General features: G+C 59.0%; 17 protein-coding genes and 1 other RNA gene. 12 read left to right on the top strand and 6 right to left on the bottom strand.

Features of this window, described 5'->3' with window-relative positions; translation table 11 throughout:
- Positions 1 to 61 precede the first annotated feature (61 nt).
- A complete protein-coding gene (locus tag CAF65_RS24705) occupies positions 62 to 589 on the top strand; it encodes an outer membrane protein assembly factor BamE (protein ID WP_085718629.1) in 528 nt (175 codons plus the stop codon).
- A gap of 62 nt (positions 590 to 651) precedes the next feature.
- Here CAF65_RS24705 and CAF65_RS24700 read toward each other — a convergent pair whose 3' ends face one another.
- The 3 genes from CAF65_RS24700 to CAF65_RS24690 are packed head-to-tail and all read right to left on the bottom strand — an operon-like array spanning position 652 to position 2,804.
- Positions 652 to 966 (bottom strand): RnfH family protein, encoded by a 315-nt coding sequence (locus tag CAF65_RS24700; RefSeq protein WP_085718628.1) that lies wholly within the window; start codon positions 964 to 966, stop codon positions 652 to 654.
- Complete coding sequence (locus CAF65_RS24695; protein ID WP_085718627.1) at positions 959 to 1,393, bottom strand: type II toxin-antitoxin system RatA family toxin; 435 nt, start codon at positions 1,391 to 1,393, stop codon at positions 959 to 961. The genes CAF65_RS24700 and CAF65_RS24695 overlap by 8 nt, the downstream gene beginning before the upstream one ends.
- Positions 1,394 to 1,400: 7 nt before the next feature.
- Positions 1,401 to 2,804, bottom strand: a complete 1,404-nt coding sequence (locus tag CAF65_RS24690) for a sodium-dependent transporter (RefSeq protein WP_085718626.1) — start codon at positions 2,802 to 2,804, stop codon at positions 1,401 to 1,403.
- A gap of 118 nt (positions 2,805 to 2,922) precedes the next feature.
- On the opposite strand from CAF65_RS24690, the gene smpB reads away from it, so the two are divergent.
- Positions 2,923 to 3,405, top strand: a complete 483-nt coding sequence (smpB, locus tag CAF65_RS24685) for an SsrA-binding protein SmpB (protein ID WP_007988707.1) — start codon at positions 2,923 to 2,925, stop codon at positions 3,403 to 3,405.
- Positions 3,406 to 3,471: 66 nt separating this feature from the next.
- Here the strand turns inward: smpB and CAF65_RS24680 are convergent, their stop codons facing one another.
- Complete coding sequence (locus CAF65_RS24680) at positions 3,472 to 4,239, bottom strand: FCD domain-containing protein (RefSeq protein WP_085718625.1); 768 nt, start codon at positions 4,237 to 4,239, stop codon at positions 3,472 to 3,474.
- Positions 4,240 to 4,500: 261 nt separating this feature from the next.
- On the opposite strand from CAF65_RS24680, the gene CAF65_RS24675 reads away from it, so the two are divergent.
- The 8 genes from CAF65_RS24675 to ssrA all read left to right on the top strand — a co-directional run bounded on the left by CAF65_RS24675 (position 4,501) and on the right by ssrA (position 13,671).
- A complete protein-coding gene (locus CAF65_RS24675) occupies positions 4,501 to 6,195 on the top strand; it encodes a lactate permease LctP family transporter (protein WP_085718624.1) in 1,695 nt (564 codons plus the stop codon).
- 145 nt (positions 6,196 to 6,340) lie between these two features.
- A complete protein-coding gene (locus CAF65_RS24670; protein ID WP_085718623.1) occupies positions 6,341 to 7,165 on the top strand; it encodes a (Fe-S)-binding protein in 825 nt (274 codons plus the stop codon).
- Entirely contained in the window at positions 7,162 to 8,616 is a 1,455-nt protein-coding gene (locus CAF65_RS24665; protein ID WP_085718622.1) for a LutB/LldF family L-lactate oxidation iron-sulfur protein, read from the top strand. Before CAF65_RS24670 ends, CAF65_RS24665 begins: the two co-directional genes overlap by 4 nt.
- Positions 8,616 to 9,287, top strand: a complete 672-nt coding sequence (locus tag CAF65_RS24660) for a lactate utilization protein (RefSeq protein WP_085718621.1) — start codon at positions 8,616 to 8,618, stop codon at positions 9,285 to 9,287. The genes CAF65_RS24665 and CAF65_RS24660 overlap by 1 nt, the downstream gene beginning before the upstream one ends.
- A complete protein-coding gene (locus CAF65_RS24655) occupies positions 9,284 to 12,094 on the top strand; it encodes an FAD-binding and (Fe-S)-binding domain-containing protein (RefSeq protein WP_085718620.1) in 2,811 nt (936 codons plus the stop codon). The genes CAF65_RS24660 and CAF65_RS24655 overlap by 4 nt, the downstream gene beginning before the upstream one ends.
- Positions 12,095 to 12,293: 199 nt before the next feature.
- Positions 12,294 to 12,569, top strand: coding sequence for a hypothetical protein (locus CAF65_RS24650; protein WP_085718619.1), 276 nt, complete (start codon positions 12,294 to 12,296; stop codon positions 12,567 to 12,569).
- A 335-nt stretch (positions 12,570 to 12,904) separates the two neighbouring features.
- Positions 12,905 to 13,183, top strand: coding sequence for a hypothetical protein (locus CAF65_RS24645; RefSeq protein ID WP_085718618.1), 279 nt, complete (start codon positions 12,905 to 12,907; stop codon positions 13,181 to 13,183).
- A 94-nt stretch (positions 13,184 to 13,277) separates the two neighbouring features.
- Positions 13,278 to 13,671: a transfer-messenger RNA gene (gene ssrA, locus CAF65_RS24640) on the top strand.
- Between the two features lie 153 nt (positions 13,672 to 13,824).
- Here the strand turns inward: ssrA and CAF65_RS24635 are convergent.
- Entirely contained in the window at positions 13,825 to 14,088 is a 264-nt protein-coding gene (locus CAF65_RS24635; RefSeq protein ID WP_085718617.1) for a hypothetical protein, read from the bottom strand.
- Positions 14,089 to 14,383: 295 nt separating this feature from the next.
- Between CAF65_RS24635 and CAF65_RS24625 the strand changes: the two genes are divergently transcribed.
- On the top strand, positions 14,384 to 14,845 hold the full coding sequence (locus CAF65_RS24625; protein ID WP_085718615.1) for a cysteine hydrolase family protein: 462 nt from the start codon (positions 14,384 to 14,386) through the stop codon (positions 14,843 to 14,845).
- 59 nt (positions 14,846 to 14,904) lie between these two features.
- Here CAF65_RS24625 and CAF65_RS24620 read toward each other — a convergent pair whose 3' ends face one another.
- Positions 14,905 to 15,813: a YeeE/YedE thiosulfate transporter family protein gene (locus tag CAF65_RS24620; protein WP_085718614.1), complete on the bottom strand. Its 909-nt coding sequence runs from the start codon at positions 15,811 to 15,813 to the stop codon at positions 14,905 to 14,907.
- 142 nt (positions 15,814 to 15,955) lie between these two features.
- Between CAF65_RS24620 and CAF65_RS24615 the strand changes: the two genes are divergently transcribed.
- Complete coding sequence (locus tag CAF65_RS24615) at positions 15,956 to 17,362, top strand: DUF2252 domain-containing protein (RefSeq protein WP_085718613.1); 1,407 nt, start codon at positions 15,956 to 15,958, stop codon at positions 17,360 to 17,362.
- Positions 17,363 to 17,880: the final 518 nt, after the last annotated feature.

Here is a 17,880-nt window from a genome sequence, read left to right as displayed (position 1 = left end):
TTAATGCGGGTATGATCGGCGTTTACGTTGTCCCAGCCAAGATAGTGGAAGTCGCCCACCGATGCAAAACACCAAGCTCTTGCTAACCAGTTTCACCTTTGTGGGACTGCTCGCACTCGCCGGTTGTTCATTCCCCGGGGTTTACAAAATCGACATCCAGCAGGGCAATGTCGTCACGCAGGACATGATAGACCAGTTACGCCCGGGAATGACCCGCAAGCAAGTACGGTTTATCATGGGCAACCCTCTGCTGACTGACACGTTCCATGCCGATCGCTGGGATTATCTGTACAGCCTGCAACCCGGTGGCGGTGAACGCCAGCAAGAACGCATCAGCGTTATCTTCAACCCAAATGATCAGCTTGTCAGCCTCTCCGGTGATTTCATGCCCGGCGTGAGCCGCGACGAAGCCATTCTCGGCAAGGACAGCGGCACGACAGTAGTTGCCCCGGCAGAAAACGTCGAGAAGCCAAAACCGGAAAAACCGGTAAAACCAGGTTCGTTGCTGGACCAGATCCAGAAGGACGTCGACGGCGTAGAAACGGTTCCGGTCCCGACACCGCAACCACTGGAAACCTCGCCGCAATAATTTGCGACGCAATAAAAAGCCCGGCATGCCCGGGCTTTTTTTATTGCCTGACCTTCGGCGACTTACTGATTCCGGGCCTTCGCCTCGGCAGCCTTGGCCGCACGCAGCCGGCGAACCTCTTTCGGATCGGCCAGCAATGGTCGATAAATCTCGATGCGATCCCCCGATTGAACCAAACGGCTATCGGGATCGACAACGACCTTACCGAAGATCCCCACAGGACATTCAGCCAAATCCAGCTCAGGAAATGCCTGTCCTATACCGGATTGCAGCAAGGCCGCACGAACAGTCGTTCCTGCTGGCACTTTCACCGGCACAAGCACCTGGCGATCAACGGAGGCGTACACCACCTCAACCCCGATATCGGCCTCAACCATGCATTTGCTTGGCCCGCTGGCAGAATGCATCCACCAGCGTATTGGCCGCCTGATTGAACAATGGTCCCAGGGTCGCGCGAACAATCGGCCCCGCGTAATCGAATGAAAGGTCCAGGCTGATCTTGCAAGCCTTATCGGTCAACGCCTTGAACACCCAGATGCCGTGCAACTGAGTGAACGGGCCTTCCTCAAGGTTCATTTCGATCGACTGGCCAGGAACCAGGGTATTGCGCGTCACGAAATGCTGGCTGAGGCCCCCCTTCGCCACGCCAACGCTCGCCCGCATATACTCAGGGGAGCTCTCCAGGACTTCGGCCGATGAGCACCACGGCAGAAACTCCGGATAGCGAGCCACGTCGTTGACCAGGTCATACAGCGCTTGTGCCGGGTACGGCAGCAAGGCCGAACGTGAAATGTGTGTCGTCATGTCAGCGTTACTTCCACAGCTGGGCGGCAAACACTACGAGGATGCCGATGGGCGCCACATAGCGCATCAAGAACAAGGACAGACCAAAGAGCGCAGGATTGCGCATCGACAACTCGTCGCGCACCGCTTCACGCCCCATGATCCAGCCCGCAAACACCACGAAACACAAACCGCCAATCGGCAACATGAGTCGCGAGGTAAAGAAATCGATCACACCAAAGAAGTCGAGACCACCAGTTGCACCCCATTGGTAGAGGTGGAACATACCGCCTTCGCTCACGAAGAACTTGGCCTCCTTCCAGATATTGAAGGAAAACACCGTACCCAGGCCGACAAACCAGCAGCTGAAAGCCAGCCAGAAGGTGACCCATGCTCGCCTGACTTTAGTGCGTTCGACCAGGTAGGCCACCATCGGCTCAAGCAGGGAAATTGCCGAACTCCAGGCAGCGACCGCCACCAGCACGAAGAACACCACACCCATCATTTGCCCGAACGCAACGTTACCGAAGGCAAACGGCAGGCTGACGAACATCAGCCCCGGCCCCTCGCTCGGATTCAGGCCCGCCGCGAAAACAATCGGAAACAATGCCAGGCCGGCCACCAGGGACACGAAGGTATCGAGCAGCGCCACGCCAACGACAGTCCCCGATATTGACGAATCCTTTGGCATGTAGGCGCCGTAGATCATGATCGAGCCTACACCCACACTCAGGGAAAAGAACGCATGCCCCATCGCGGGCAACAGACCGTCCAAGACCTTTTCCAGGTGGAAGTCGAACATGAAATGCACGCCGTCCATGAAATGGCCGGTGGTCATGCTGTAACCCAGCAGCACGAGGACCATCACGAACAACAACGGCATCATGATGCGCAGACTGCGCTCAAGCCCGGCAACCACGCCCTTGGCGATCACCACCGCTGACAACAGCATGAAAATCGTGTGCCAGAGTGTCAGGCGCCAGGGATCGGCGATCACACTGCCGAAGTAAGCTCCCACCTGATCCGGCGTCGCGCCCTGGAAGTCGCCACGCCCCATGTCGATGATGTAATCCAGCGACCAGCCGCCAACCACACTGTAGAAAGACAGGATCAGCAACGCCGTGATCATTCCGGCAAATGCGCCCCAGGACCATTTGCCCGAGTGCCCCGCCTCAATCGCCAGCGCCCTCAAGGCATTGGCCGGGCTGTGCCGGGCACGCCGGCCGATCAGGGTTTCCGCCAGCATGACCGGCACGCCAATCAGCGCGATGCAAACCAGGAACATCAGCACGAAGGCGCCGCCGCCATAGACGCCGACCATGTACGGGAATTTCCAGATACTACCCAGCCCCACAGCCGAACCGGTCGCGGCGAGTATGAAGACCCAGCGGCTAGCCCAACTTCCGTGGACTGAAACCTTGTCCGTCGACATCGATATCACGCCCAAGCGTTCAAAAAAGAGGCCGCATTGTCCGGGATTCAATCAACCTGCTCAAGCACGCAGCAACACCGTAGCCGACTCGCGTGCAACTCCCTATAATGCCGCCCCTATGGCTAAACAGAAGAAACACCCAACAGGGACCATCGCGCAAAATAAAAAGGCGCGACACGATTACTTCATCGAACATCGGTTCGAGGCTGGTCTGGTCCTGGCCGGCTGGGAAGTAAAAAGTCTGCGGGCAAGCAAGTTGCAGCTGGTCGACAGCTACGTACTGCTCAAGGATGGCGAAGCCTGGCTGCTCGGCAGTCACATCACGCCACTGACGACCGCCAGTACCCACGTCATCGCTGATCCGGTCCGCACCCGTAAATTGCTGCTCAATCGGCGCGAGCTGGAAAAACTCTCCGCTGCCGTGCAGCAAAAGGGTTACGCCTGCGTGTGCCTGTCCTGGTACTGGAGCAAGCACATGGTCAAGTGCGAGATCGCTCTGGGCAAGGGCAAGAAGGAATACGACAAGCGTGACACCGAGCGCGAACGCGACGCCGGTCGCGAATTGCAGCGCGCTGTGCGCAACAAGGGCAAGGAAGAGTAATTTTCCTGCTTTGATGCTGCATTGTGGCGAGGGAGCGTGCTCCCTCGCCACAATTAAACTAGCGCCTCACATCCCCTTGCGTCGCTCCGCCCGGGCCATGCGCTGCACCTCCTGACGCACTTCTTCCAGCACTTCCTGCACATACAAAATGTGTCGGCTGGAAACCTCCCGCGCTTGCTCCGCCTGCCCTTCGATAATCGCCTGATACAACTCCCGATGCTGCGTGATCAACATGTCGCGGGTTTCGGTACGTTGCTTGTACATGCCACCGATGTTGGTCACCACATTGCGCTTGAGCAGGTCGAACAGCCCGCGAATGGTGTGCAGCAACACGGCATTGTGGCTGGCCTCGGCAATCGCCAGGTGAAACCTTGCGTCCGCAGCCCCCTCTTCGGCACGGCTCACCTCTTCGTGACGCGAATAGCAGTCCTGTAATTCGTTGAATGCCGCGGTCAGTCGCTCGCGATCCACATCAGTGGCACGCAACGCCGCGTAGTAGGCGCAGGACGCTTCCAGCGTATGACGAAACTCCAGCAGATCGCGTTGCGCCTCGGGGTTGCTTTCCAGCAGATGCAACAAAGGATCACTGAAGGTGCTCCCCAGTGATTCCACTACATAGTTGCCGCCTCCCTGGCGACTGACCAGCAATCCCTTGGCGGTCAGTTTCTGAATGGCTTCGCGCAACGAAGGGCGTGACACGCCAAATTGTTCGGCCAACGCACGCTCGGCCGGCAAACGCTCACCCGCCTTCAACGTGCCCTCGAGGATCATGCCCTCAAGCTGCTCGACAATATCGTCAGACAAACGGCGCTGACGAATTTGATCAAACCCCATAACTCGATTTCTCCACGATCCGACGGTTCGCCGGGGCTCTATTCTGGCCTATCGGCGCCGCGCCAGCACCTGCCACAGCGCATTTGGTCATACCAGTCAGACGGCCTGCGCACTTTGCATAAGACAAAAGTTTTAGGGCGGCAAATTGACACACCGCCTACAAGGCTTTTACCCTAGCCAACAGCGATTGTAAATTGGTCTTACCAATTATCCAAGAACGCTGATCAGTGCCTGACCAACAACAATTAGGGGCCACCCCATATGCAAACCTGGCAACAGCTCTATACCCCGCTCGGCAGCCTCGGCCTGTCCGCACTCGCAGCCGTTATCCCCATCGTATTTTTCTTCCTGGCTTTGGCCGTGTTCCGCCTCAAAGGGCATGTCGCCGGCAGTATCACCCTGGCTTTGTCGATTCTGGTAGCGATCTTCGCCTTCCAGATGCCGGTCGATATGGCGTTCGCCGCCGCCGGGTATGGCTTCGCCTATGGCCTGTGGCCGATTGCCTGGATCATTGTGGCAGCGGTGTTCCTCTACAAACTGACGGTCAAGAGCGGCCAGTTTGAAGTTATCCGCAGCTCGGTGCTGTCGATCACCGATGACCAGCGCCTGCAGGTCCTGCTGATTGGTTTCTGCTTCGGCGCCTTCCTCGAAGGAGCCGCCGGCTTTGGTGCACCGGTGGCGATTACCGCGGCCCTGCTGGTAGGACTGGGTTTCAACCCGCTGTACGCCGCCGGCTTGTGCCTGATCGCAAACACCGCACCGGTTGCCTTCGGCGCCCTGGGCATCCCGATCATTGTCGCCGGGCAAGTGACCGGCATCGACGCTTTCAAGATCGGCGCCATGACCGGTCGCCAACTGCCGCTGCTGTCGATGTTCGTGCCGTTCTGGCTGGTGTTCATGATGGATGGCCTGCGCGGCGTGCGGGAAACCTGGCCGGCAGCCCTGGTGGCCGGCTTGAGCTTTGCCCTGACCCAGTACTTCACCTCGAACTTCATCGGCCCGGAACTGCCGGACATCACCTCGGCCCTGGCCAGCCTGATTGCCCTGACCCTGTTCCTGAAAGTCTGGCAACCGAAACGCGCCGCCGGCCAACACATCGTCGGCGCCGTCTCGGCCTCCGTGGTGAGCGCCAGCGCCGGTGGTTTCGGCCAGAAGCGCACCACCGTGGCATCGCCCTACAGCCTCGGGGAAATTTTCAAGGCCTGGTCGCCATTCCTGATTCTCACCGTACTGGTCACCCTCTGGACCCTGAAGCCGTTCAAGGCCATGTTTGCCGCCGGCGGCTCGATGTACAGCTTTGTGTTCAACTTTGCCATCCCGCACCTGGATCAACTGGTCATCAAGACCGCGCCAATCGTGGCTACGCCAACCGCCATTCCGGCAGTGTTCAAACTGGACCCGATTTCCGCCACCGGCACGGCGATTTTCTTCTCGGCGCTGATCTCGATGCTAGTGCTGAAGATCAACCTCAAAACTGGCCTGACCACTTTTAAAGAGACCTTCTACGAACTGCGCTGGCCGATCCTGTCCATCGGCATGGTGCTGGCGTTTGCCTTCGTGACCAACTACTCGGGCATGTCCTCGACCATGGCCCTGGTACTGGCAGCGACGGGCGCGGCGTTCCCGTTCTTCTCGCCGTTCCTCGGCTGGCTGGGCGTGTTCCTCACCGGTTCCGATACGTCGTCCAACGCCCTGTTCAGTTCGCTGCAAGCGACCACCGCACACCAGATCGGTGTCAACGACACCTTGCTGGTGGCGGCTAACACCAGCGGCGGCGTGACCGGCAAGATGATCTCGCCACAGTCGATCGCCGTGGCCTGCGCCGCAACCGGTCTGGTGGGCAAGGAATCGGATCTGTTCCGCTTCACCCTCAAGCACAGCCTATTCTTTGCAACGATTGTCGGCCTGATCACCCTGGCCCAGGCCTACTGGTTCACCGGCATGCTGGTGCACTAAGACGACAAGCGACATGGAAATAACCGACGCCGGTTCGTGATTCCGGCGTCAGCAATTCACAACCCGGTCTGTAAGGCTGCTGAAAGCAACTCTCTCTATATTCAGCAGCCTCAGCGGACGGATAACCGGCCGAGAGACACGCCTGATGAGCGAGCTTTTTTACAACGCTGTGCCGAATGCGACCCGTGTCGCCCCGCCACTGCCCGAGCCTCGGCAATATCCCAGCGAGAAACCGTCACGGGTCTACCTGTTCGGGACCTGCGTGGTCGATCTGTTCTACCCCGAGGCCGGGATGGATGCGATCCACCTGCTGGAGCGCGAAGGCATTCGTGTCGAGTACCCGCAAGGGCAAAGCTGCTGTGGCCAACCGGCCTACACCTCGGGTTACACCGAGCAGGCACGGACCGTGGCGCGCTCGCAACTGGCGCTGTTCGCTGGCGACTATCCGGTGGTGGTGCCGTCGGGCTCCTGCGCGGGCATGCTCCGCGAGCATTACGCCGACTTGTTCAAGGACGAGCCACAGACGTTGAAACAGGTTCAGGCGCTAGCCGCCAGAACCTTTGAGCTGGCCGAGTTCCTGTTGTTTGTCTGCAAGGTACAACTCAAGGACAGCGGTGAACCGGTAAAAGTGGCGCTGCACACCTCGTGCTCGGCACGCCGTGAAATGAACACCCACCTGCATGGCCGTGAATTGTTGTCGCAGTTGAGCAATGTGGAGCGGGTCAATCACGATCACGAAAGTGAGTGTTGTGGCTTCGGCGGGACATTCAGCGTCCGTATGCCAGACATTTCCGGCGCGATGGTGGCTGACAAGACCCGGGCGTTGAAGGAGTCCGGCGCGCACAAGGTGTTGAGTGCCGACTGCGGTTGTTTGATGAACATCAACGGCTCGCTGGAAAAACAGCAGGAAGCGTTGCGCGGCCAGCATCTGGCCAGTTTCCTTTGGCAGCGTACCGGAGGTGCCCGATGAGCACTTCCACGATTATTCCTACGGTTGCCGTAGAAGAAGATTTCCGCACCCGCGCCCACCAAGCGTTGGGTGACGCGCAATTGCGAAACAACTTTCGCAAGGCGATGGATTCACTGATGAGCAAACGGGCAGCGGCTTTCAGCGATGCCCACGAAAGAGAACATTTGCGTGCACTGGGCAATGCAGTCCGTGCCCGTGCGTTATCCAAGTTGCCCGAGCTGCTCGAGCAACTGGAACAGAACCTGACCCGCAACGGTGTAACAGTGCACTGGGCGGAAACGGTGGACGAAGCCAATGGCATCGTCCTCTCGATCATCCGCGCTCACGAGGGGCGGCAAGTGATCAAGGGCAAATCGATGGTCAGCGAAGAGATGGAGATGAACCATTTCCTCGAGGCTCAAGGCATTGAATGCCTGGAGTCCGACATGGGGGAATACATCGTCCAGCTCGACCACGAGAAGCCTTCACACATAATCATGCCGGCGATCCACAAGAATGCCGGTCAGGTCGCGTCCTTGTTCCACGACAAACTTGGGGTGGAATACACCAAGGACGTTGACCAACTCATTCAGATCGGTCGCAAGGTCTTGCGGCAGAAATTCTTCGAAGCGGACATCGGCGTCTCCGGTGTCAACTTCGCAGTGGCCGAAACCGGCACCCTGCTGCTGGTGGAAAACGAAGGCAACGGCCGAATGACCACCACTGTGCCGCCGGTACACATTGCCGTCACCGGTATCGAAAAAGTCGTGGAAAACCTGCGCGATGTGGTGCCGCTGCTGTCGCTGCTGACCCGTTCGGCCCTGGGCATCCCGATCACCACTTACGTCAACATGATCTCCGGCCCGCGCAAGGCCCATGAACTCGACGGTCCGCAGGAAGTGCACCTTGTGCTGCTCGACAATGGTCGCAGCCAGGCCTTTGCCGACAGCGAATTGCGCCAGACCCTGAACTGCATCCGCTGTGGCGCCTGTATGAATCATTGCCCGGTGTATACCCGAATCGGCGGCCATGCCTATGGCGAGGTTTACCCCGGCCCTATCGGAAAAATCGTCACCCCGCACATGGTTGGCCTGGCGAAAGTCCCGGATCACCCGAGCGCTTCTTCGCTGTGCGGCGCCTGCGGGGAAGTCTGCCCGGTGAAAATCCCGATCCCTTCGCTGCTGCGGCGCCTGCGGGAAGAAAACGTCAAGGCCCCGGACAGCCCCAATCAAGTGATGCGAGGCCAGGGCAGCAAGTATTCGCGCAAGGAGCGGTTCATCTGGAACGCCTGGGCGAAGCTCAACAGCTCGCCGACGCTGTATCGCCTGTTCGGGCTCTTCGCCACCCGTTTGCGTGCCCTCACACCGAGCAATCTCGGCCCTTGGACGCAAAACCACAGCGCACCAAAACCCGCCGCCCGCTCACTGCATGACATGGCCCGCGAGCACTTGGCCAAACAGGGAGACCGCTGATGAGCGCCAAGCAAAATATCCTCGCCAAACTGCGTAAAAGTCTGACAGGCACCACACCGGTGGCCGACAACTTTGATGTCGACCTGGTGACCCAGCCTTACACCTACGCGCCTGAACAACGCATTGCACAACTGCGCAAACTGATGGAAGCGGTGCACACGGAAATCCATCTGACGTCCGGCGAAGAGTGGCCGAGGCTCCTCGCGCAATTGCTGCGAGACCGCCAGTTGCCGAGTCTGCTGATCGCACCAACCACGCCCCACGGTCAACGGATCACACAGCACTGGGCGAAAAATCCTGGCCTGCCGATGCTCAAGGCCTACGACCGCCCGGTTGAGGAATGGAAAGCCGAACTGTTCAACGACACGCCGGCGAGTCTGACCGGCACCCTCGGCGCCATCGCGGCAACCGGCAGCCTGATTCTCTGGCCGACCCGGGAAGAACCGCGCTTGATGAGCCTCGCGCCACCGGTGCATTTCGCCCTGCTCAAGGCCAGCGAAATCCGCGACAACTTCTATCAGGTACAGCAGGAATTCGAATGGGCGCAGGGCATGCCGACCAATGCGTTGCTGGTGTCCGGCCCGTCGAAAACCGCCGACATCGAGCAAGTGCTGGCGTACGGCGCCCACGGTCCGAAAGACCTGGTGGTGTTGATCCTGGAGGACAAATGAGTCTACCGGCCGCTTTCCTGCATGATGTACGGCAACTGATTCCTCAAGAGCGACGTTTCGACGACCCGCTGTCGACCCTGGCCTTCGGCACCGATGCCAGTTTCTATCGTTTGATTCCGCAACTGGTGATCCGCGTCGAGTCCGAAGACGAAGTGGTGGCACTGCTGCAACTGGCACAACGCGACCGGGTGCCGGTGACCTTCCGCGCCGCCGGTACCAGCTTGTCCGGACAGGCGATCAGCGATTCGGTGCTGATCGTACTGGGGGATAACTGGAACAGCCGCGAGATCCGCGACCAAGGCGCGCAAATCCGCCTGCAACCCGGCGTGATCGGTGCCCAGGCCAACGCCTGGCTGGCGCCGTTCGGACGCAAGATCGGCCCGGACCCGGCCTCGATCAATGCCTGCAAAATCGGCGGCATCGTCGCCAACAATGCCAGCGGCATGTGCTGCGGCACGGCGCAAAACACCTATCACACCCTGGCCGGCATTCGTCTGGTGCTGGCCGATGGCAGTCGTCTCGACACTGAAGACGCCGCCAGCGTCGCGGCGTTTCGCCAAAGCCACGCCGCCCTGCTGGAGCGCCTGGCGACGCTGGGGCGCGAGACCCGCGCCAATGCCGAACTGGCTGCGAGAATCCGCCACAAATACCGTCTGAAAAATACCACCGGCCTGTCGCTCAATGCCCTGGTGGATTTCGACGAGCCTGTGGATATCTTGAGCCACTTGCTGGTGGGCTCCGAGGGCACGCTCGGGTTCATCAGTGCGGTGACCTACGACACAGTGATCGACCACCCGAACAAGGCCTCGGCCCTGATTGTGTTCCCGGATGTCGAGACCTGCTGCAATGCAGTCACCGTATTGAAAAGCCAACCGGTATCGGCCGTGGAACTGCTGGACCGACGCAGCCTGCGTTCAGTGCAGGACAAGCCCGGCATGCCGCCTTTCGTACAGCATCTGTCGAACAATGCCTGCGCCTTGCTGATCGAGTCCCGCGCCGCGTCGACCACCTTGCTGCGCGAACAACTGGCGCAGATCATGGCGTCGCTGCAGCCGTTCCCGGTGGAAAAGCAGGTCGACTTCACTGAAGACCCGCAGGAAAACGCCCGCCTCTGGGCCATCCGCAAAGACACCTTCCCTGCCGTCGGCGCCGTGCGCAAGACCGGCACCACGGTAATCATCGAAGACGTCACCTTCCCGGTCGAACAACTGGCCATCGGCGTAAACCGCCTGATCGAGCTGTTCGACAAACATCACTACGACGAAGCGATCCTTTTCGGACACGCGCTGGAAGGCAATCTGCACTTCGTCTTCACCCAAGGCTTCAACAACGCGCAAGAAGTCGCACGCTATCAGGCGTTCATGGACGACGTGGCGCAACTGGTGGCAGTGGAGTTCGGCGGCTCGCTGAAAGCCGAACACGGCACCGGGCGCAACATGGCTCCGTTCGTCGAGCTGGAATGGGGCAGCGATGCCTACCAGTTGATGTGGCAACTCAAGCGTCTGCTCGACCCCCACTGCATTCTCAACCCGGACGTGGTGCTCAGCGAAGATCCGCAGATCCACCTCAAGCACCTCAAGCCATTGCCGGCCGCCGACGAAATTGTGGACAAGTGCATCGAATGCGGCTTCTGCGAACCGGTCTGCCCGTCGAAAGGCCTGACCTTGAGCCCGCGCCAACGCATTGTGATCTGGCGCGACATTCAGGCGAGAAAACGCGCCGGCATCAATACCGCCGAACTCGAAACCGCGTACGAATACCAGGGCATCGACACCTGTGCCGCCACCGGCCTGTGCGCGCAACGCTGCCCGGTCGGCATCAATACCGGCGAGCTGGTGAAAAAGCTGCGCAGCCGGAAGGCAACGCATACCAAAACCGCCAACTGGCTTGAAGGACATTTCGCCACGGCACTGCAAGGAGCACGTTTCACCCTGCACGTCGCCAATGGTGCGCGCCTGTTGCTGGGAGCGCCGCGACTGGCAAAGCTTTCCGCATCCGTGAGCAAACTGTCCAAAGGACAAATCCCGCAGTGGACCAACGCGATGCCCCAGCCTGAACGGCCGATTCGCTTCAGCCCGGCGATCACCGATGAGCGCCCGCGGGTGGTGTACCTGGCCGCGTGCGTATCACGGGCCATGGGACCGGCAGCCGGCGACAAGGAACAAATGTCACTGCACGACAAGACCCGAGGCTTGCTGGAAAAGGCCGGTTATCAGGTGGTTTTCCCGGACAACCTGGACAGCCTGTGCTGCGGTCAACCGTTCGCGTCCAAAGGCTACGCCGAGCAAGCCGAACACAAACGCCAGGAGCTGATTGGCGCCTTGCTGCATGCCAGCCGAGGCGGGCTCGACCCGATCTACTGCGACACCAGCCCGTGCACCTTGCGCCTGGTTCAGGACCTGGGCGAAGCCCGCCTGGACCTGTACGACCCGGTGCGTTTCATCCGCACGCACCTGATGGATCGCCTGGAATTCACACCTCAGGAGGCACCGATCGCCGTGCACGTGACCTGCAGCACCCAACACCTGGGGGAAAGCCAGGCGCTGATCGACCTGGCGCGCAAGTGCAGCAAAAACGTGGTCATTCCCGAAGGTATTCACTGCTGCGGCTTCGCTGGCGACAAGGGCTTCACCACGCCGCAGTTGAACGCCCACTCGCTGCGCACGCTCAAGGACGCGGTGCAGCAGTGCAGCGAGGGGATTTCCACCAGTCGCACTTGTGAGATCGGCCTGACGCAACATGGCGGCATTGATTACCACGGTCTAGTCTATCTGGTGGACCGCGTTACCCTGGCTAGGGCGACCTGAGCAGAACCCCACAAAAGGCGCATTCATGCGCCTTTTTTAGTGCTTGCTGCCAGAACCGACAGCATTACCGCAAAAAACAGAACCCTGACGTGCCACCGCAGTCCACAGATCAAGTCCTGCAATCGTGGGACCTTTCCTACACTCGGCAGCCCGTCCTGATGGTCAGCGATGCCTGGCCACTCAGTTCAAGGAGATACTCATGAAACGTTCTGTACTGTTTGGTCTGTTCGTTACTGCCTCAATGCTGGTCACCCCCTCGTTTGCCGCCGAAAAAGACCTATGCGCGGTCAATCTGAAAACCATCGAAAACGCAAAGGCACAGATTCCTCCCGAAATGGCTGAGCAAGTAGCGGACTCTGTCAAGAAAGCCAAAGCCGACCATGCAAAAGGCAACAAACAAGGTATTGATGATTGCGTCGCCGAGACCAACCAAACCATCCAGGACCTCAAGAACGCGAGCAAAGGCGGGAAGTAACTCTCAGCTCAGGGCCAGCCTTCGGGCTGGCCTTCCGGGGCTTGTTGGCGCACATCAACAACGGAGTACTGACAGCCGGGAGTTCAAGGCCCGGCTGCGTCCGAGATGAAGCAAACCAAAACCCGCCAGTAGCGGGTTTTGTTGCATCTGGGATCTGGAAATGTGCAACCGTGCGCATCGCTGGAAAAAGGTCGACACGTTTTCTGAAAAAAACGAATTCTTGCGTTGCGTCGCAGTCTTTTAGATAGGCCCAATCGATCGTGGCTGTTTTTCGGACTCGGCCTGACCGCTCGCTCATACGTCAGCACCGAGACCACCCACTCCAGGAGATATCCATGAAACGTAGCGCACTCGCTGGTCTGTTCATTTCTGCTGCAATGTTGGCCTCTCCCGTATTTGCTGCGGACAACAACCTTTGTAGGAGCAAGCTGCAAGAGCTCAAAGGCAAAGTGAATGCGCTGCCGGCAACCTCCGGAAACACCACAATGGAAATCAAAAGACTGATGTCCAGCGCCGAAGCCTCACAAGCCTCCGGAGACGACAAAAAATGCGTCACCGAGGCCACCCAGGCATTGGCACTCGCAGACAAACAGAGCAACGAGCCCAACCCATAATTTGTGGTGGCCAACCTTCGGGTTGGCCTTCCGGGTCGCATTGACGTACACTGTGCATGCCTGCTGCTCACTTGATTCAAAGAGCATCAGGCTCGGGGCCGTTTTGGATTCGACGCCGGTTGCGAAACTTTAGGTGCATGCCGAGTTGGTAACAGAACTCGTAAATCCACTGTTGCAACTTCCTATAGTTGCCAATGACGAAACCTACGGGGAATACGCTCTCGCTGCGTAAGCAGCCTTAGCCCTTCCCTTCTGGTACCTTCGGGTCCAGCAATCATCAGGGGATGTCTGTAAACCCAAAGTGATTGTCATATAGAACAGAATCGCCGTGCAGTACGTTGTGGACGAAGCGGCTAAAACTTACACAACTCGCCCAAAGCACCCTGCCCGTCGGGTCGCTGAGGGTTAACTTAATAGACACGGCTACGCATGTAGTACCGACAGCGGAGTACTGGCGGACGGGGGTTCAATTCCCCCCGGCTCCACCAATCGAAGCTGACAAAGCCCGCCCAGTGCGGGCTTTGTTGTTTCTGGCTGTATCACAAATCCTGCAACCGCCTGAAGCAGGAACAGTCAAGGCTCGGCGACTCAGCGGGTTTCGATGATACTCGTCCAGGCTGAAACATGACTCACGCTAACGATCAGTACTTGATGTCCCGCGCTGTGCGACGGGTATCCTGCTTGGTGCTGCGCTTGTCCTGGCGACATTCTACGTTGCTCTTGTCATTGCCCCTTCTACAGTCATCCTTGGTTTGCCGGGCAGCGGAGCGCCCTTCCTGCCTGGTATCGCGAGCTTCACGCCGTTGTTGACCCTGTTCGGTCGCGTACACGGGTAGTGTCACCCACTGCACGCCAGCGGCGATGAGCAGCATTGCCAAGGCTTTCAAGTAGTGCTTGCGAATCATGATTTTTCTCCAACGCTTTATCGATCAGTCACTTCGTTTACTCACCCGGGAATTCCGCGAAAACGTGCATTACATCGTACGCCCACAACTCACAAAACCACGTTGTGACACGTAGAATCCGACGATAGGGTCGCATTGGCAGTCGCGCAATGGTTGTTATGTGCATGATTGCAATATGAACATCGCTAACGACTAAGCTCTGCAACTGGCCTGCCCACCAAGAGGCCTGCGAGACCATCCGGAATATTTTGCATCCGCTGTCGCCCATATCACGGCCATCACCTCCGAGAAGCTCATGCATCAAGCCCTCCTGATCATCGATGTGCAACCCAGCTTCAACCCGCCGCAATGGCTGATCGACGGCATCAAGGCACTCATTGGCACACTGCCCAGTGTCGCCACTGTCGAGCGCCACGACGAGTCCATAACCCCCTTCGAAAAACAGCTCGGCTGGCACCCCGCGCCGGACGATGACAGCCTGATCCCCGCCGACCGCATCTTTATCAAGCACGGCTACGCGCCCACAGCGGAAACCATCGACTACCTGAAAAGCCTGAACGTCGAGCGCGTGCTGGTGTGTGGTCTGCAGACCGAAACCTGCTGCCTGGCGGCGGGGTTTGCTCTGTTTGATGCGGGTTTGCAGCCGACGCTGATTACGGATTTGACGGTGGGTTCGTCGCTGGACCGGACCGGCGGGTTAGGGGTCAGGCTTTGGGAGCATCATTTCAAGCACACGGTAAAACGGGTGGATTTGTAAGCTGTTGGATTCACGCTAAATATCTCGTTTGAGATCCTCCAACTCAAAGCCGCGATCACTCAACCACGCAGCCGCTTCACCCCAACCCCCACCAAGATCCCCAACACAATCGACACCAACGGCACCGTCCCCACCCAGGTCAGCGTCGGGAACACCAACAGGATCTGCGAGTCATTGCCGCCCAACATCATCGATGCACCGGTCCCCATCAACACACCCGCGAACAAATGCCTGCCCGCGGTCATCGCTGCAAAGCGCTGATAGTTGAACGTGCGGCGATGCAAGGTGTAACAGAGCATGCCCAGCATCAGCATGGCGAACACCGCCACACGCTGGGTGGTCAATGATGTGTCGCCCGAGCCCCGGAACATTTGCGAGAGATCGTAGAAGAACACGCTGGGCGTCCACAGCGGCTCGAAGGTGTAGAGAGCACCGGTCAGGGCACCCAGCAGCAGGCTCGACAGCACCAGGTGTTTGTCACCGTGAATCCGGATCAGGAACAGCAGAATCAGCAGCACGATGCCGATGACCAGCCAGTAATGACGGCCAGTGATCATCGGCATTTGCAGCGCCCGGTGTTCGGTCAGCATGTTCAGGTGATGCCACAGCACGATGCCCAGCACCCAGCCGAGGATGGTGAAGGCCTTATTGAGATTGCCGCTGGCGAGCTTGGTGAGAGTACCGACGCTGCATCCGTCGTTGAGCACCGAGGCAAGGCCGAACAGCACTCCGCCACCGACCAGTGACAGATAGCCAACCTCAGGGATGAACAGCGGCTGACTGACGCCGGACAAGGCATAGACCGGCGCGAGCAACAGACCGAACAAACCGCAACTGACCAGCGACACGAACAGGGTCGGTCGGCGTTTGAGCAGCAGCCCCATGGCATTGACCAGGCACATGCCCATGCGCTGAGACACCCAGCCGATGAGGAACGCCAGCAACAGCGAAATGAGCAGTGAATACACAGGCCTCCTTGTTTCCGGGTGGTCGCATCGGGTCGATGCCTGACAGACAGATTAGTCGCTGGGCAAACACTTCGGATGAACCCGCAAAGCCCTTCTACACTCCATTCGCAAACGCCCTGCAACACCTGTCCAATAGGTCCCCATGACCACACTCACCGACCGTTTGAAGCAAGGCAAGGATGCGCGCAAGAAGTGCTCGCGCAGTTCGCAAGCCTCCTTGGGAAATGTCGCCCGCGACCCGATACCGCTGATCAAGGCGTCGAGTGAAGGACGCGTCAAATCGCTGGTGGAGTTGCGCTACGGGCGCATGCTGGTGTCACCGTTCACCTTCTATCGCGGCAATGCGCTGCTGCAGGCCCACGACCTGGCGGGCACCTCGAACATGGGGCTGATTTCGCCGATTTGCGGCGATTGCCACCTGATGAATTTCGGGGGGTTCGCAACGCCTGAGCGCAACCTGTTGTTCAGCGTCAACGACTTCGACGAAGCCCATCCCGGCCCCTGGGAGTGGGACTTGAAACGTCTGGTGGCGAGCTTCCTGGTGGCGGCTCACGATCTGCGTCATGGGGAAACGGTTGAAGAGACGGTTTGCCATCAGGTCGTGGGTGCGTATCAGAAAACCATGCTCGAATGCGCCGAACAAAGTTCGCTGGAAACCTGGTACGAATCGATCAGCTATGACGACCTGCTGGCGCAGGCCAACAAAAGCACCCTGGAACATGTGCAACGCGCCATCGAAAAAGCCGAGCGTCGCACCCATGCCGAACTGCTGCCAAAAATCAGCGAACGCGACGCCCATGGTCGCCTGATCATTCGCGATGACCTACCGGAAATTTTCCACCTGCACAAAAACACCACGCTGCTGGACGCCGATGATGACTGGTTGCGCCTCTCGGACTGGCGTCCGCTCTACGACACCTTCATGCGCGACTATCGCGGCACCCTGCAAGCGGACCGCCGTGATCTGGTGTCGCGTTTTCACGTTCAGGACATGGCGTTCAAAGTGGTGGGCGTCGGCAGTGTCGGCACCCGTTGCCTGGTGGCGCTGCTGACCGACGATCAGGAGTTCCCGTTGTTCCTGCAGTTCAAGGAGGCGCGGCGCTCGGTGCTCGCCGGCTACGTGAAGGCCAAGTCCCGTGTGCGGCATGAAGGGCAACGGGTGGTCGAGGGCCAGCGATTGATGCAATCGGCCAGCGACTTGTTCCTCGGCTGGACCACAGGTCCCAGCGGGCGGCATTTCTATGTACGGCAATTGCGCGATATGAAAATCTCCGCCGAACTCGAGACCTTCGATGGCGACGCATTCGCGGCCTATGGCAGGCTCTGCGGCCGGGCCCTGGCTCGTGCCCATGCCAAGTCTTCCGGGCGCGCGGCGGTGATCAGCGGCTACATCGGCAAGAGCGAGGCACTGGCCGACGCGCTCTATCAATATGCTCGGGGTTATACCGAGCAGAACGAACACGATTTCGAACGGTTCCAGCAAGCCTGCCGCAAGGGCCGATTGCGTGCACGGTCGGAAGCCGACTTTGCCGCGGATCATTTGCCGTAGCGGTGTCGTAGCGCTGATATGGGGGCTTTGATCGAGATGAATTTTTCTTCACCCCACGATTGCGTTCCTGCCTGTACATTGCCCTCGCTCATTCAAGAAACTACGGTTTGCCCGCCCTCCCGCGGGCTTTTTTTTTGGTTCTTCTCGGATTGTCGGGAAAGTTTTTTTGCTCTGTAGCTGTGAGTGCTGTGAGTGCTGTGAGTGCTGTGAGTGCTGTGAGTGCTGTGAGTGCTGTGAGTGCTGTGAGCTTATCCATTTGCCAGGGTGGCGCTGAATCACCTTTGCGCCCTTACGGCGCCTTACTTTTTTCAGTCGAAAAAAAAGTAAGCAAAAATTCTTGCCCCACCAGGGGCCCTACGCTGCGCTTCGGGTTCCCTCGCTCCGGTGTCGCTACGGGGTATCGCGGCCTCCGAGTTGCAAGCAACTCTACATCTCGCGACTTCGGCTACGCCGAAGGTGCTGACGCACTCCCCCCCTACGCAACACCTCCACTCGGCCCTTCTGGTTAACGGGGCATT

The sequence above is a fragment of the Pseudomonas sp. B28(2017) genome, from assembly GCF_002113025.1.
GTDB lineage: Bacteria > Pseudomonadota > Gammaproteobacteria > Pseudomonadales > Pseudomonadaceae > Aquipseudomonas.
This window is presented reverse-complemented; position numbering and strand designations above follow the sequence as displayed.

Excerpts from the sequence above, each read along its gene's own strand:
- CAF65_RS24650 (WP_085718619.1), top strand. The coding sequence starts at position 12,294 with ATGAAACGTTCTGTACTGTTTGGTCTGTTCGTTACTGCCTCAATGCTG.
- CAF65_RS24625 (WP_085718615.1), top strand. The coding sequence starts at position 14,384 with ATGCATCAAGCCCTCCTGATCATCGATGTGCAACCCAGCTTCAACCCG.
- CAF65_RS24670 (WP_085718623.1), top strand. The coding sequence starts at position 6,341 with ATGAGCGAGCTTTTTTACAACGCTGTGCCGAATGCGACCCGTGTCGCC.
- CAF65_RS24690 (WP_085718626.1), bottom strand. The coding sequence starts at position 2,804 with ATGTCGACGGACAAGGTTTCAGTCCACGGAAGTTGGGCTAGCCGCTGG.
- CAF65_RS24660 (WP_085718621.1), top strand. The coding sequence starts at position 8,616 with ATGAGCGCCAAGCAAAATATCCTCGCCAAACTGCGTAAAAGTCTGACA.
- smpB (WP_007988707.1), top strand. The coding sequence starts at position 2,923 with ATGGCTAAACAGAAGAAACACCCAACAGGGACCATCGCGCAAAATAAA.
- CAF65_RS24665 (WP_085718622.1), top strand. The coding sequence starts at position 7,162 with ATGAGCACTTCCACGATTATTCCTACGGTTGCCGTAGAAGAAGATTTC.
- CAF65_RS24705 (WP_085718629.1), top strand. The coding sequence starts at position 62 with ATGCAAAACACCAAGCTCTTGCTAACCAGTTTCACCTTTGTGGGACTG.
- CAF65_RS24655 (WP_085718620.1), top strand. The coding sequence starts at position 9,284 with ATGAGTCTACCGGCCGCTTTCCTGCATGATGTACGGCAACTGATTCCT.
- CAF65_RS24695 (WP_085718627.1), bottom strand. The coding sequence starts at position 1,393 with ATGACGACACACATTTCACGTTCGGCCTTGCTGCCGTACCCGGCACAA.
- CAF65_RS24675 (WP_085718624.1), top strand. The coding sequence starts at position 4,501 with ATGCAAACCTGGCAACAGCTCTATACCCCGCTCGGCAGCCTCGGCCTG.
- CAF65_RS24615 (WP_085718613.1), top strand. The coding sequence starts at position 15,956 with ATGACCACACTCACCGACCGTTTGAAGCAAGGCAAGGATGCGCGCAAG.
- CAF65_RS24700 (WP_085718628.1), bottom strand. The coding sequence starts at position 966 with ATGGTTGAGGCCGATATCGGGGTTGAGGTGGTGTACGCCTCCGTTGAT.
- CAF65_RS24645 (WP_085718618.1), top strand. The coding sequence starts at position 12,905 with ATGAAACGTAGCGCACTCGCTGGTCTGTTCATTTCTGCTGCAATGTTG.
- CAF65_RS24635 (WP_085718617.1), bottom strand. The coding sequence starts at position 14,088 with ATGATTCGCAAGCACTACTTGAAAGCCTTGGCAATGCTGCTCATCGCC.
- CAF65_RS24680 (WP_085718625.1), bottom strand. The coding sequence starts at position 4,239 with ATGGGGTTTGATCAAATTCGTCAGCGCCGTTTGTCTGACGATATTGTC.